This is a genomic window from Listeria monocytogenes (assembly GCF_013282665.1).
Lineage (GTDB): Bacteria > Bacillota > Bacilli > Lactobacillales > Listeriaceae > Listeria > Listeria monocytogenes_C.
Genome location: NZ_CP054041.1, coordinates 1288740 through 1302505 on the forward strand (window position 1 = coordinate 1288740; position 13766 = coordinate 1302505).

The 13766-nt window shown below is 38.1% G+C and carries 14 protein-coding genes; 9 read left to right on the plus strand and 5 right to left on the minus strand.

Annotated elements, in window-relative coordinates:
* The first annotated feature begins 49 nt into the window (after positions 1–49).
* Positions 50–2320, plus strand: coding sequence for a chitinase ChiB (gene chiB, locus HRK21_RS06490; protein ID WP_077952736.1), 2271 nt, complete (start codon positions 50–52; stop codon positions 2318–2320).
* Positions 2321–2422: 102 nt separating this feature from the next.
* The gene (locus HRK21_RS06495) at positions 2423–3325 is read left to right on the plus strand and encodes an ROK family protein (RefSeq protein ID WP_070006379.1); all 903 of its coding nucleotides are present in this window, start codon (positions 2423–2425) and stop codon (positions 3323–3325) included.
* Between the two features lie 24 nt (positions 3326–3349).
* Here HRK21_RS06495 and HRK21_RS06500 read toward each other — a convergent pair whose 3' ends face one another.
* Positions 3350–5131: an ABC transporter ATP-binding protein gene (locus HRK21_RS06500; RefSeq protein WP_069887574.1), complete on the minus strand. Its 1782-nt coding sequence runs from the start codon at positions 5129–5131 to the stop codon at positions 3350–3352.
* Positions 5124–6866, minus strand: a complete 1743-nt coding sequence (locus tag HRK21_RS06505) for an ABC transporter ATP-binding protein (protein ID WP_070006423.1) — start codon at positions 6864–6866, stop codon at positions 5124–5126. Before HRK21_RS06505 ends, HRK21_RS06500 begins: the two co-directional genes overlap by 8 nt.
* Before the next feature lie 142 nt (positions 6867–7008).
* On the opposite strand from HRK21_RS06505, the gene HRK21_RS06510 reads away from it, so the two are divergent.
* From HRK21_RS06510 to HRK21_RS06520, 3 genes are all read left to right on the plus strand, one after another.
* Positions 7009–7842 carry an AraC family transcriptional regulator gene (locus HRK21_RS06510; protein WP_070006380.1) on the plus strand — a complete coding sequence of 278 codons (834 nt, stop codon included), beginning with the start codon at positions 7009–7011 and terminating at the stop codon, positions 7840–7842.
* A gap of 34 nt (positions 7843–7876) precedes the next feature.
* The gene (locus tag HRK21_RS06515) at positions 7877–8992 is read left to right on the plus strand and encodes an alpha/beta hydrolase (RefSeq protein ID WP_003740127.1); all 1116 of its coding nucleotides are present in this window, start codon (positions 7877–7879) and stop codon (positions 8990–8992) included.
* A 106-nt stretch (positions 8993–9098) separates the two neighbouring features.
* Positions 9099–9806 carry an EAL domain-containing protein gene (locus tag HRK21_RS06520; RefSeq protein WP_077905729.1) on the plus strand — a complete coding sequence of 236 codons (708 nt, stop codon included), beginning with the start codon at positions 9099–9101 and terminating at the stop codon, positions 9804–9806.
* On the opposite strand, the gene HRK21_RS06525 is transcribed toward HRK21_RS06520, so the two are convergent.
* The 3 genes from HRK21_RS06525 to HRK21_RS06535 form a co-directional block, all read right to left on the minus strand.
* The gene (locus tag HRK21_RS06525; RefSeq protein ID WP_003740129.1) at positions 9770–10471 is read right to left on the minus strand and encodes a Crp/Fnr family transcriptional regulator; all 702 of its coding nucleotides are present in this window, start codon (positions 10469–10471) and stop codon (positions 9770–9772) included. The two genes, HRK21_RS06520 and HRK21_RS06525, sit on opposite strands and share 37 nt — an antisense overlap.
* A 217-nt stretch (positions 10472–10688) precedes the next feature.
* Positions 10689–11141, minus strand: a complete 453-nt coding sequence (locus tag HRK21_RS06530; protein ID WP_069887575.1) for an ImmA/IrrE family metallo-endopeptidase — start codon at positions 11139–11141, stop codon at positions 10689–10691.
* A gap of 5 nt (positions 11142–11146) precedes the next feature.
* The gene (locus HRK21_RS06535; RefSeq protein ID WP_003721740.1) at positions 11147–11482 is read right to left on the minus strand and encodes a helix-turn-helix transcriptional regulator; all 336 of its coding nucleotides are present in this window, start codon (positions 11480–11482) and stop codon (positions 11147–11149) included.
* A gap of 216 nt (positions 11483–11698) precedes the next feature.
* Between HRK21_RS06535 and lmaD the strand changes: the two genes are divergently transcribed.
* The 4 genes from lmaD to lmaA all read left to right on the plus strand — a co-directional run bounded on the left by lmaD (position 11699) and on the right by lmaA (position 13748).
* A complete protein-coding gene (lmaD, locus tag HRK21_RS06540; protein ID WP_003728929.1) occupies positions 11699–12127 on the plus strand; it encodes a protein LmaD in 429 nt (142 codons plus the stop codon).
* 11 nt (positions 12128–12138) lie between these two features.
* Positions 12139–12555, plus strand: coding sequence for a protein LmaC (lmaC, locus tag HRK21_RS06545; RefSeq protein ID WP_070006381.1), 417 nt, complete (start codon positions 12139–12141; stop codon positions 12553–12555).
* Between the two features lie 278 nt (positions 12556–12833).
* Positions 12834–13223 carry a protein LmaB gene (gene lmaB / locus HRK21_RS06550; RefSeq protein WP_070006382.1) on the plus strand — a complete coding sequence of 130 codons (390 nt, stop codon included), beginning with the start codon at positions 12834–12836 and terminating at the stop codon, positions 13221–13223.
* A gap of 12 nt (positions 13224–13235) precedes the next feature.
* A complete protein-coding gene (lmaA, locus tag HRK21_RS06555) occupies positions 13236–13748 on the plus strand; it encodes a protein LmaA (RefSeq protein ID WP_003721744.1) in 513 nt (170 codons plus the stop codon).
* Positions 13749–13766: the final 18 nt, after the last annotated feature.

Consider the following 13766-nt stretch of genomic DNA (forward strand, 5'->3'; position numbering starts at 1 on the left):
GAAATGAGGTTTATAAATCAAAAATCGGGGTGAAGAGATGAATAAGAAGATGAAAAAGCTTTTTAGTATTACTTCTGTTGTGTTGTTAGTTTTATCATTAGTAGTTGTATCAATGGGTGCAGAGCCAAAACGGGCGAAAGCGGCTGAAAATGTGCCACAGTATCGAAATGTTATGTATTACGGTGATTGGTCGATTTGGGGAGGAGAAGGGAACTTTTATCCGAAAGATATTCCAGCTGATCAATTAACACATTTGAATTTTGCTTTTCTGGATTTTAATAGCAATGGGGATTTAGTTTTCACTGATAAAGATGCTGCTGTTGGTGCGCCTGTTGGACAGGAGGGAGTTCAATGGGGCGGAGCGAATGCGGGTGTTTTGAATGCGATTCAAGATTTACGCGCTCAAAATCCGAATTTGAAAATCGGGGTTTCGGTTGGAGGCTGGTCTAAGTCGGGAGATTTCTCGACAGTTGCAGCGGATCCAACAAAACGTGCTAACTTTGTGAAAAATGTGATGAAGTTTGTGAAATATACCAATATGGATTTTGTTGATTTGGACTGGGAATATCCTGCTTCGGTACGGGATGCTGACCTTGTTGATAACAAAAATGATGAGGGTACACCAAATGCAAAACCTGCGGATAAGCAAAACTTTATTACACTTTTACAAGATTTAAGAACGGCTTTGGATAAACAAGGCGTCGATATTAACAAAAAATACGAATTATCGGTTGCTTTGCCAGCAGCAAAATCTACTTTAGAAAATGGGATTGATGTAGCGAATTTATTTAAAGTAGTCGATTTTGCAAACGTGATGACGTATGACTTAAATGGTGCTTGGACACCGAATAGTGCCCATCATACAGCGCTTTACGGTAATCCGAAAGATCCAAATTATGACAGTGGTTTTTCTGTCGACCAAACCGTTAAATACTTAAAAGAAAAGGGAGCAGTTTCGAATAAAATTGTTGTTGGGGCAGCATTTTATACTCGGGGCTGGAACAAAGTAGCTGCGGGAACAGACACGGCATTGCCAGGACTTTTCCAAGCTGCTGAAAAAACGAATAAAGATGCGGATGGCTCGCTTACTTATGGGGCAAACAATGAAAATCCAATTAAAACTGGCGATGGGGGTCGTGCTGGCGGAGTGTGGGCATATAGAAGTATTGATGCGCTAAAAGCTAAAACGCCAACGTTGAAAGAATATTGGGATGATACTGCCAAAGCGCCGTATCTTTATAGTAAGGAAACTGGGGAGTTTTACACATATGACAATACGCGCTCGATTGGTTATAAGGCACAATATGTAAAAGATAATAATCTTGGTGGGATGATTTCTTGGATGCAGTCACAGGATAAAACAACGACTTCAACTAAGCGCGATGAACTCACAAAGGCGATTAAATCAGGATTATTTGGTACAAGTGCTATCCCGCAAAACGCGATTACTTATGCGAATTTAAATGTGGTAGCAACAGTCAAACCTTATAGTGAAAATGGCGTCGGATACGAAATTACGATTACTAATAATGAAAAAGCGGACGAAACAAATGAAGTCTTGAAATCAACGGAGCTATCTTTTGAAACAGTGAAATTACCTAAGTTTTATATTCCAGTAAAAGCCGGCGAAACGTTAACTGCTGGAGATTATAAAGCTGGGACAGTTACTACTTCAGGTGGCAATACAGTAGTTGATTTAGCTTCTGTATATGATGCACAGCAAATTCCGCAAGGCGCATCTTATACGTTCCGTTTAAAATCGAGTGCCTCTAGTGTGGATGTAGCTAACATTTCTAAAATTGATTTAACACAACGGATGGTAAAATCGAGTGTCGAATTTGGTAAACAAACTATTTTTGGCGGGGGAACTGTTGTCCCTGATCCAAGTGACACAGAAGCGCCAACAGTACCAAAAGCACTCACATCTTCTAATGTAACCGATAAATCTGCTACTCTATCGTGGACAGCTTCAACGGACAATAAAGCGGTGGCTGGATATAAAGTGTACCGAAATGGGACCGAAGTTGGCTCTGTTTCAGGAACTACTTTTACAGATAGTGGCTTAACTGCAAAAACAGCGTACACTTACACAGTAAAAGCGTATGATGCGGCGGGAAATTTCTCGGCAGCAAGCTCGGCCTTAACTGTGACAACGCTTGACGCGGCAACACCACCAGCAACACCAGCATGGGACGCTGCCAAAACATATAATAAGGGAGATAGGGTTTCTTATAAAGGGAAAACATATGAAGCACAGTGGTGGACTCAAGGAAATGAGCCAGGAGCTGAACAGTGGGGTCCTTGGTTGTTAATAAATTAATAGACAAAAACAGAGATTCTTTCCGGGGAGTCTCTGTTTTTATTTGAAAAAGTGGCCAAACGTATTACAATGAATAAAAGCGACAAGAGAGGGTGCAGAGGAATGTATTTTGTATACGATATTGGTGGAACTTTTGTTAAATTTGCGTTAATGGAAAATAACGGTACGGTGAAAATGAAAGATAAATTCCCTACAACTGCCAAAAGTGCAGAAGAACTTGTAGCTCAAATGGTCGAAAAGTGGCGCCCCTATAGGACAGAAGTGAAGGGCATTGCTGTGAGTTGTCCGGGAGTGGTAGATACGGAAAAAGGCGTGATTTACCAAGGTGGCTCGCTATTATTTATGCATGAGAAAAATTTGGCTGAAATGCTAGCGCGTGAATGTCACGTTCCCGTTGTCTTGCAAAATGATGCGAAGAGTGCTGCTTTAGCGGAACTTTGGTTAGGTGTGGCAAAAAATGTACATAGCGCGGCGATTTTAACGCTTGGAAGTGGTGTTGGTGGCGGAATTATTATGGATGGTAAATTACAATCTGGCTATCATTTGATGGCGGGAGAAGTTAGTTTTATGGAGACTTCTTTTGACACGAAGAAATTGCGAGGTACATTCTTTGGAAGAACTGGATCAGCAGTGGAGTTAATTAAGCGCATTGCATCAAAGAAGAATTTACCAAATAAAAAAGACGGTGAGCACGTTTTCGAATTGATTAACCAAGGTGATGAAGAAGCGAATGTTATTTTTGATGCGTATATTTATGAGTTAGCATCTCAAATTTTAAATATCCAGTATTTGATTGATCCAGAAATTATCGCAATTGGCGGTGGCATTAGTGCCCAACCCGTTGTTGTGGAAAGGCTAAACGAGGCTGTCGCAGAAATAAAAGCAGCTAATCCTTATCATGCTGCACAACCGAAAATCGTCACTTGTCGTTTCCAAAATGATGCGAATTTGTACGGAGCATTGTATAATTTCTTTTTACAAATGGATGCGCAAAATAAAAGGTAACTAGAATCTCTAGTTACCTTTTTTCTATAAAGCTTGCAACATATCAAACTGTGATTGATATAAATTATAGTAATACCCATGTTGTGCCATCAGCTCTTCGTGACTGCCAGCTTCTTGAATACGTCCATTATCAATGTAAAAGATGCGCGAACTGTTTTTAATTGTCGAAAGCCTGTGCGCGATAATGAAAGAAGTTCTACCTTCCAGTAGACGCTCAAGTCCTTCTTGGAGTAAGATTTCTGTTTGTGTATCAATACTTGAAGTTGCTTCATCAAGAATGAGGATTTTCGGGTCGGCTAAAAGAGCACGGGCAAAGGAAATTAGTTGTCGCTGACCGGCTGAAAGAGTGCTACCACGTTCTTTTACTTCGGTATAGTAGCCATCTTTTAGACCGGAAATGAAATCATGAGCACGAACGACTTTGGATGCTGCGATAATTTCTTCTTCGGTTGCATCTAGCTTCCCGTAGCGAATATTTTCGATAATTGTTCCTGAGAAAATAAAGGTATCTTGGAGCATCACGCCCATTTGGGACCTGAGTGATCTAAGCGTGACTTCTTCCACATTCTCCCCATCAACTAAAATTTCTCCAGAATTTATATTATAAAAACGGCTAAGTAAATTAATAATGGTCGTTTTTCCTGCACCAGTTGGACCAACGAGCGCAATTGATTCGCCCGCATCCACATGAAAATTAATTCCTTTTAAAATGTTTACGCCTTCCTCATAACGGAAATAAACATCTTTAAAGTCAACATTCCCAACGATTGGTGGCATTTTTTTAGCATTTGGGACATCTTTAATATCGGGCTCCACATCCATCGTTTCGAAAATCCGTTCTAAATAAGTCGTTGCGGTTATAAGCGAATTGTAGAAGTTTCCAATATTAATAACAGGATTCCAAAAATTCCCAACATAACCGATGAAAGCAATCAGTGTCCCGGTAGAAACGTCCACACCGTAGCCTTTGATTCCAACGAAGTAAATTAAACAAGTTGTCATTACGGCGATATTTTGAACCCCTGGCCAAAGCAAGAATTGAATTTTCACCGCTTTCATCCAAGAACGGCGGTACTCATTACTTACCTCTGTGAAAATCTCAAAATTCTCTTCTTCCCGCGAAAAACTTTGTGTCACTTTAATTCCAGCGATGCTCTCGTGGATATAGGCGTTCATGTTGGATTGTTTGTTGCTTAGAACCTGATAAGCTTTTCGTTGCGCGGTTTTAATGACCATGACAATCACGAAAAGAACCGGGATAAGCGCTAAACTATACAGCGTTAGCACTGGGTCAATCATCAGCATAAAACCAAGCGTCACAATGACACTTAAAATATCAGAAATCAAATTAATGAGCCCATTGGACAACAAATCACTTAGCATATTGATGTAATTAACGACACGAATCAAAATTTTACCATGCGGACGACTGTCAAAATAAGAGAAAGGGAGCTTTTGCAAATGACCGAAAATCGCTGTCCGCATATCTTTTAAAATGTCTTGCCCAATCAACGTAATCGACCTAATTCGATATCGCATACAAAGCCCGGTTACAATGACAGAAACGATGAAAATAATTGCAATCCAGAATAGTTGTGTCATATTTTTGTTCGGAATCGTATCATCAATGACTATTTTGGTTAAATACGGGCCAATCATGGTTGCTACATTTGCTAATAAGATGACAAAGAGCGTAATATAAATGGATTTTTGATATGGTTTTACGTAAACGAGAATACGTTTTAAATGTGCGGCGCTGAAGGCTGTTTCCAGTTCTTCGTCAATATCAAATTTATTTCTAGCCATTTACATTCGCCTCCGTTCCAAGTTGTTTATTGTAAATATCAAAATAATAACCTTTTTCTGCTAGCAAACTAGAGTGTGTGCCGCGTTCGATGATTTTGCCGTGATTTAAAATTAAAATTTCATCGGCTTCTTTTACAGAAGAAATTCGGTGCGCAATAATAAAGGTTGTCGTATTTTCCGTGATCTTTTTTAATTCCCCTTGGATTTTCACTTCGGTTTCCATATCGACAGCGGAAGTGGTATCATCCAAAATCAAAATGGATGGATTTTTTAAAAGAGCACGCGCTAAAGATATGCGCTGCTTTTGTCCCCCAGATAGTCCAACACCGCGTTCGCCGACAATCGTGTCATAACTTTCAGGCATGGTTTCGATGAAATGGTCCGCATCTGCAATTCGCGCCATGCGCCGGACGTCTTCCATCGTTGCATCCGGTGCGCCAAATGCAATATTTCCTTCTATCGTATCAGAAAACAGGAAAATATCTTGCATCACCGTGGCGATATGATTTCTAAGTTCTCGCACATGCCATTTTCGCGCATCGATGCCATCAATTAGAATCTCACCAGAAGTCGGATCGTAAAATCGGCAAATTAAGTTGACGAGCGTTGATTTTCCTGCGCCAGTTTCGCCTAGAATAGCAATTGTTTGGCCCGGAGAAGCTTTTAGAGAAATATTTTTGAGTACATCCGTGTTTGGATCATCCTCGAAATGAAAACTAACATTTTTAAACTCGACGTGACCTTGAAGTGATGGCGCAGATTTTTCTGCATGGATGGGGATTTTAGCATCAGTCGCCATCATGTCTTGAATTTTAAACGAAGAAGCGATAAAGCGTTGCACGTCGTTAATGAGCCAGCCACTCATTCGCATGGGTCCGTTCAGCATCCATAGAAACCCGTTAAATGCAACTAAATCTCCTAGCGTCATTTGTCCTTTAATTACTAAATAACCGCCAAAAATAAGCGTGATGACAACGAGCATCCCTGCGAGCGAATCGAGTACTGGTAAATAAGTTCTGGAAACATCGGCAGAATCTAAATTACGTTTTTTGAAATCCTCATTATGTTCATGGAATTTCTTCATTTCAAAATCTTCTCGTGCGAATGCTTTTACAACACGATTTCCGCTAATATTTTCCTCCACCATCGAATTAAGTCGCGAAAAGCTCTCCCGAATTTCATAAAAAACAGGTTGAGCTTTGCTCGACATTTTCATAGTTAAAATAGCAATTAGGGGCGTTACGATAACAAGTGCAAGCGTTAATTTCCAGTCAATCGCGGCCATTATGATAATCGCAAAACTAAATAAAAATACATTTTCCAAAATGTTGTAAGATACCCATGAAACAAAATGCCGAATCGCATCAGTGTCACCTGTCATCCGTGCCATAATATCCCCAACACGCGTATTATTGAAAAAATCAAAATCGAGTGATTGTAGCTTTTTATACAAATCTTCTCGAATCCGGAAAAGGGAATTTTGCCCGATTCGCTCGCACATAATCTGATAGGTATAACGGCAAATAGTTCGAATAATTGTCGAAATAATCATGATTAATAGTAACGGGATAAGCAAATTCGTTTTATTTTGATAGACAACATCATCAATCACTTTCCCGCCGAGTAACGGATAAATAATACTAATACCAGAAGCAATAAAAATTAAAATAAATACACCAATCATAAGCAATCGATATTTTCGGACATACTGCCAAATCCATTTCATACTCTCCATTTTTTCACACCCTTTAATATTCATATATTCATTTAGTTTACACTCCTAATTTTGAAAAAGAATGGTTTATATTCGCTGTAAGCATGGACAATGTTATATAATTAAAAGATAAATGTAAGCGTTATAACGAGGAGGTGAAGCGATGCTGAAAATAAATACGACCACATTTAATCCACAAATTTTGTATATAGCTAATTGCTATACTAACGAAGTGCGAGTGGGCGAAAATCATCATCATGATTTTTTAGAAATCTCGATCATTTGTGAGGGAAACGTTATTTATGATATTGAAGGCGAACGAGTCAAGCTCGGAAAAGGCGATATGCTGATTTTTAATCCTGGTGTGAATCATTACGATATAACCGAACCAGGTATGACGAATGCGCAACTCCATATAGGTTTTCGGAACTTTGCATTGGAAGGATACACGCGAAATACGTTCCCATTTAAAAAAGCCTTTTTACGAAAAAAAGAAGAGGAATCTGCCATTTTATCTATTTCTAAACAAATTATAGAAGAAAAAGATGCTGGAAAACCTGGATATGACTTGATTTTAAAAGCTTTCGTTATGCAATTAATTATCCATGTTTTACGTGAAGCCACCCCAGAACAACTTGAAAATAATGGGGTCAAGCTATCTACCGACGAACAGCAAAAACAAATACTCGTGAATGAAATTATCCATTATATGGAAAAACACCACACAGAAGATGTCTCGCTCTCAACGCTTTCGCAAACGATGTACATTAGCCCTGCTTATATCTCCAAAGTATTTAAAGAAGAAACCGGGGAATCACCAATTAACTACTTAATCAAAATTCGCCTTACTCGTGCAGAAGAATTACTCAAGAATAAAAATGTTACCGTAAAACAGGCCGCAAATATGGTTGGATATAATGATGCTTATTATTTTAGCAAGCTTTTCAAAAAATATTACGGGTTTCCACCATCAGAAAACTGGCGTAAATCGAGTTAGAATTCCAAAATAAGACAGAGAGAAGGAAGACTGGATGGAATATAAAAAAGCTTTAGCGTTTATAAAATCAAATAGCATTCTAGAACAAGAAGAAGGAACTGAAGTTATTTTTAAACAGGCACAAGAAACAGCTCGAGGGAACTTGGATCCTTTTTTATTAAAAGACATGAAACAACATCTTGGTGGTACAAATGAGGCGATAAAAGAAGCGCCACAAGAAATCCAAATGCCAGATTTTTCTAATTTGGAAATAGCAACGGCGGCTGCACTACAAATGCGAGCAACGATGGGAAGTCCGAATATTGATTTATCAAACGGTATAACCACGGAATATCGAGTTGTTGAAGGCGATTACGGCGATATTCCGGTACGAATTTATCGTCACGAGGAAGCAACCAAACCAGTTCCCGCATTCATTTTTTATCATGGTGGTGGCTTTGTTGGTGGAACGCCGGCTGTAGTGGAGAATTTTTGTAAAGGTATCGCGGAAAAGTTACCGGCAGTTGTTATTAATGTGGACTACCATTTAGCTCCAGAATTCCCGGCGCCAGCAGCTCCAAAAGATTGTTACCGTGTGCTTGAATGGGTAGTGGAACAAAGCGATGAACTAGGCATCGAAGCTTCGAAAATAGGTGTTTCCGGAGATAGTGCGGGCGGAACTTTAGCCGCAGCGGTAAGTTATATGGATCATGAAAAAGAGACGAATTATGTTGGATTCCAAGCTTTACTTTATCCAGCGTTAACGTTAGTAGATGAAGATAATGATAAGTATCAGTGGGATATTTCTAAGTTTGGGGCATCAGAAGAGACACTTCCACTAGTTGCACCAGGTATTATTGGAATGAATAGCTCTGGCGAATTACTGCGGACAGCCTATGTTAGAGACGAAAATCCTGCATCACCAATTTATTCTCCACTATCTGCTGTAGATAAAAGCATTTACCCGCCTACACTTATAGCCAGCGCGGAGTTTGATGCGTTACGAGCTTTTGCAGATGTTTTTGCTAAAGAACTGCGAGCAAGTGAGGTAAAAACAAAAGCAATCGTTTACCAAGGAATGTGTCATGCTTTTATTGATAAATACGGAATTTTCCCTCAAGCGGAAGACGTGGCAGATGAAATCGTTCAAATGATGAAAGAAATATTTTAAAGAATAATTTGCAGGCATTTTTCGAAATGCCTGTTTGTTTTTGGACTAAATTTTGCGATTAGTGCTAAAAATGTATTAGAATAGAGAAGAGAAATGAGAAAGGATGATGGGACTCATGAGATTTCAGCTTTTTATTCAACCAAAATTAGATGTTCTTCAGGGAAATATTGTCGAATATGAAATACTTTTACGTGATGATAGTGCAGTTCCTAGATTTCCTCTATCAGAATTAGAAGCTGTACTCGCGGACGAAGAACTGTACTTAGCTTTTTCCGAGTGGTTTAGCGAGGCTTTCTTAGACGTTTTAAAGAAATATCCAAATGATCGATTTGCCATAAATATTGCGCCACAACAGCTTTTTTACATAGAAACACTCCATTGGTTAGACAAATTAAAAAGCGAGAGCCATCGTATAACTGTAGAAATGACCGAAGATATTTTCGATGTCCCCGGGCATAAACGCCACCTCAATGCGAACGATAAAAATGCATTTATTCTAAATAAAATTAAAGTGATTCACGGTCTCGGCTATCATATCGCCATAGACGATGTTAGTTGCGGATTGAACAGCCTAGAGCGAGTGATGAGCTACCTACCTTACATAATAGAGATTAAATTCTCCCTCATTCATTTCAAAAATATACCATTAGAAGATTTACTACTATTCATTAAAGCTTGGGCGAATTTTGCTCAGAAAAATAAGCTTGATTTTGTTGTTGAGGGGATTGAAACAAAAGAAACCATGACTCTCTTAGAAAGTCATGGCGTCTCAATTTTTCAAGGATATTTAGTTAATAAGCCATTTCCGGTTTGAAAACTATCGACTTGATCAAGTAGTTTCTCATGCGAACTAATGGTAATGGGTTTCTTAGAAAGCAACAAGCCACTTTCGCGTAATTCTTCTAGCGCTTCAGTAATTCTGGCCCGACTGGAACGACAATAATCAGCCAAGAAAGTTTGTGTGACATAGACTGGAAGCTCGATAGGTCCTTCTGTTTCATGCAAATGGAGTAGCTCAATAATTTCCACTAAGATACGTGTCACTTTAATTATGGGTGCTTGATTAATATTCTTGTAATTTTTTGCAGTAAATAGATATCTAACAATAACCTCATCAAGTAGAAGATGGAAAAAATGTGGATTCGCATACAAATAATTGAGAAGAAACTCACGGTCAATAAATAAAGCAGTACCGTTTTCTAATGCACGAACGCGGTATTCAGTCAGTTCAGGCGCTCTTTTGGTTTCGAGTAAACTTTCCATTCCAAAAAGCGAATGTTGACTAATCAATGCGTTTATCATCCAACGCCCTTCATTTGTAGGACCTTCTAAAACAGCAGTCCCCTCTAAAATAGCACCTATTTGCGGTGGCTTGTTTTCGTACTCTCTAAATGAATGAATAATTTCTCCTTTTTTAAACGAGACTTTACTCGAATAATCACTAGAAAAAATCGCTGAAAAATCAATATTATGAAGCATTATCAAAACTCCTATACTAGAGTGAAATTGTTATTTACCATATTACTGTACTGCTATTTGTGATAAAAAGATACCAAAATAAAATGGAGTTCAAAAATTAGACATGAAAAATTCACTTGTTAGCAACAATTGATGTAATTTTACCACTTAAAATCCTTTTTTTCTTCTTTAGAGAGAATTTTAACAAAAAAAGACCCTCCGTATAAACGAGAGCCTTTCAGCCCTTTTTATAAACATCAATGGAATTGCCAAAATTTATGAGATATCCACCATAATCATACATTGGACCATATTTTTCCGCATAATGAGAAACTGTATGACGCAAGAATTCTTCTGTTACCTCTAAAAACTCTGCTACTTCAAAATATTCTCGTAAACCAAGATAAAAGCATGCAATAATATCATCTAGCGGAATTAGTTCCTCGTAACCTTTGCGACGAGCGAAAATCTCTTGTTTTTTATCCATAATGGTTTCTTGCTTGGTAATATTACCCACAGTGTATTTGTAATGCATCAATTCCTCTACTAAAACACAACCTTTTTCAATGGAAGACTGATCTTTACTAATAAAAATCGTCCCATTTAAATAAAGCCCCGGTAATTTATAAGGCATTTTCTCTTCTCTAATTGTTACCTCGTCTTGGTATTTATTTACCAATTTTTCGTACAATAAAATCACATCCCGCGATGGAGTTTTTTCTTCATTTCTATATAAGCTAAAATATCCCGCATTTCTTCTTCGGTTACATCGTCATCAATATGGGCTGCAATTGTCACCAAGCGTTCATCAACAGGCGGTAAGTTTCTTTCAGGGAAAAAGTCATCTAATCGTTTGTTGAAGATTTTTGCAAGTTCAAATAAAACATCTTGATTTGCTTTTCGATCGCCATTTTCATAGCGGCTAATAGTTTGGCGAGTTGTATGAAGCTTTTCTGCCAATGCCTCTTGATTTAAGCCTCGTTCCTCACGATATTGTTTTATTTTATTTCCTACAAATTTATTTAACTCCATAATAATTGTCCTCCACATGTTTATGGCTTCAGTATAGCACTTTTAGCACCAAAACGGAACTTTTTCGAACATATTTGTCGGATAAAGTTTACCAGTAACCAAAATGGTGCTATAATATTTGTAGAGCTAGAAAATAAAAGCGGCTGATTTTGCACCGATAGCACCGAATTGGTGACAGAGTTACTATATTAATTTATGAGATGGAAGTGGGAATGGATGGATAGAAAACTTTTAAAAGAAAAACAAATCCAACTAATTTTTCAACTAGAACAAGAAGAAAATCGATTTATTCGAAAACGTTTGATAGAAGAGTTGGAGTTTTTTGAAGCACTTGGGGACAGAGAAAAAGGACTGTTAACGGCGGAGCAAAAGTTGCTTATTTTAACGCCTAGTGAATACCGAGAATACAAACGAACCAAATCAGATGTACAAATTAGTAGGTTAATTGGAGTATCGAGATCGTCCCTTGCGGAATGGAAGCGGAAAAAAGGGTTAAATAGAAAAAAGTCGCAACCGGTTCAGCAGGAAATGATTGATGTATTAGCTTTTCATTTAGATAAAACAAAAGACGAAATAGGCGCTTTACCAGCTTCGGCGATTGAATGTCAGTATGAGGCTTTTGTGATTAATGAAGCTCACAATTAAGGAGTGATAAAATGCAAGTTTTAGTTTTACCAGAAAATAAGGATATTAATTATATAAAAACGGTCCATCAAGTAAAACGATTTTTTGCGGATTTTGAGCGATTTCGGATGATTACGGGGTTATCAAAAAAGCCACACTTACTTAGAAATGGTTTTCTGGAAGTGCCGCAGTTTGAACCGGTAGCATTTTCTGCTAGACATAATAAAGAGGTCATTTTGGAAGCGCGATGGTTGGTAGAGAAATATACGGAAATGTTAAATCAGATGGATGATTTATATCGCACTATTTTGATGGAATGTTACGTGGAACGAAAACAAGATGTGGCGGTAATGATGGATTTACCGTACGAAATTGCCCAGTTTAAACGGATAAAAAAAAGGGCAGTGCTAGAACTCGCAACGCTAATGGGAATTTTAGTAAGAAAATGATGATACTTTCGTGATATTTTGCAACATCATTTTACCATTAATATGGAAGTAAGCTAATTGTCCAGTAAGCGGATGACAATAAAAGCTGCATCAGAATGAAGGTGCACCGATTTTCTGATAATACAAATGCTGTACAAGAAATTTGTTTTTATGATTGGATTTTTCATCCGTTGACATAAACAAATATTCTATTTTGGAAAGTAAAGTTCGGAGGAATAAATTATCAAATGTGGTCTTGACCGAATTTTACTTTCTATTTTTAAAGGAGTGAACGCTTGGTGAAGAGTTTGAGCTTCATGAGAGTTTTGGAAGCAGTGAGAACAATGCTCCAGGAAAAAGGCGGCCTAGATGTTTCTATTGTAATGCGTGACCAAGTGGAAATACCTACAACCATAATCGAGATGATTGATCAAGAGGAAGAAGAAAGCCAAACTGCCTGGAAAGAAAAATATCGTTTTGCTATCCATCATTATACAAATGAAACAGACGTAGCAGGAGTCGAACAGATAGATACGCTTATCCAAACAGGGTTCACTTTGCCTGAAGGATACAAATTAATCGCAGTTCGGCATTATGGAAAACAAAATTTAGTCAAAGAAAATACGTTAATTCACGCAAAAACCAGTTTTGAAGTAAGTATTTGTCGTGAATTAAAAGTAAAAATTTAGGGGGAATTATTAATGGCATTTGAAGAGAATTTATATTGTGATTATACACCGGGAGCTGCTAAAGCGGTAGCGGGGAAAGATGTAATTTTAGCAGTTTTTAACGCAGCAGGAGATAAACTATTGGCGGTTGCAGGCCAGCAAGGTCTAACTGTAAACCGTTCTAAAGATAGTATTGAAATTACATCCAAAGATACAGTTGGCGGATGGAAATCCAAAATTGGTGGTATGAAAGAATGGTCAATTGAAAATGACGGATTATATGTTGCTGATGCAGAGTCTCATAAAGAATTGGCGAAATATTTTGAAAGTGACAGCCCAGTTTGTGTGAAAATTATTAACCAGGCATCTAAGAAAGGTCTTTTCGGTGGTTTGGCGATTGTAGCAGACTATAGTTTTGAAGCACCTTTTGATGAAGCGATGACTTACTCTGTAAAACTAGACGGAATGGGTGCGCTTGTTGATTTAACGATTACTGAAGGCGGCGACCAAATGCCCGGCGAAACACCTGTAGCACCAGCAGAATAAAATAGAAAGCCACTGAAA

Coding starts and splice junctions, on each gene's coding strand:
- HRK21_RS06515 (WP_003740127.1), top strand. CDS start 7,877: ATGGAATATAAAAAAGCTTTAGCGTTTATAAAATCAAATAGCATTCTA.
- HRK21_RS06525 (WP_003740129.1), bottom strand. CDS start 10,471: ATGCTTCATAATATTGATTTTTCAGCGATTTTTTCTAGTGATTATTCG.
- HRK21_RS06520 (WP_077905729.1), top strand. CDS start 9,099: ATGGGACTCATGAGATTTCAGCTTTTTATTCAACCAAAATTAGATGTT.
- HRK21_RS06510 (WP_070006380.1), top strand. CDS start 7,009: ATGCTGAAAATAAATACGACCACATTTAATCCACAAATTTTGTATATA.
- HRK21_RS06535 (WP_003721740.1), bottom strand. CDS start 11,482: ATGGAGTTAAATAAATTTGTAGGAAATAAAATAAAACAATATCGTGAG.
- lmaD (WP_003728929.1), top strand. CDS start 11,699: ATGGATAGAAAACTTTTAAAAGAAAAACAAATCCAACTAATTTTTCAA.
- HRK21_RS06500 (WP_069887574.1), bottom strand. CDS start 5,131: ATGGCTAGAAATAAATTTGATATTGACGAAGAACTGGAAACAGCCTTC.
- HRK21_RS06505 (WP_070006423.1), bottom strand. CDS start 6,866: ATGGAGAGTATGAAATGGATTTGGCAGTATGTCCGAAAATATCGATTG.
- lmaC (WP_070006381.1), top strand. CDS start 12,139: ATGCAAGTTTTAGTTTTACCAGAAAATAAGGATATTAATTATATAAAA.
- chiB (WP_077952736.1), top strand. CDS start 50: ATGAAAAAGCTTTTTAGTATTACTTCTGTTGTGTTGTTAGTTTTATCA.
- HRK21_RS06495 (WP_070006379.1), top strand. CDS start 2,423: ATGTATTTTGTATACGATATTGGTGGAACTTTTGTTAAATTTGCGTTA.
- lmaA (WP_003721744.1), top strand. CDS start 13,236: ATGGCATTTGAAGAGAATTTATATTGTGATTATACACCGGGAGCTGCT.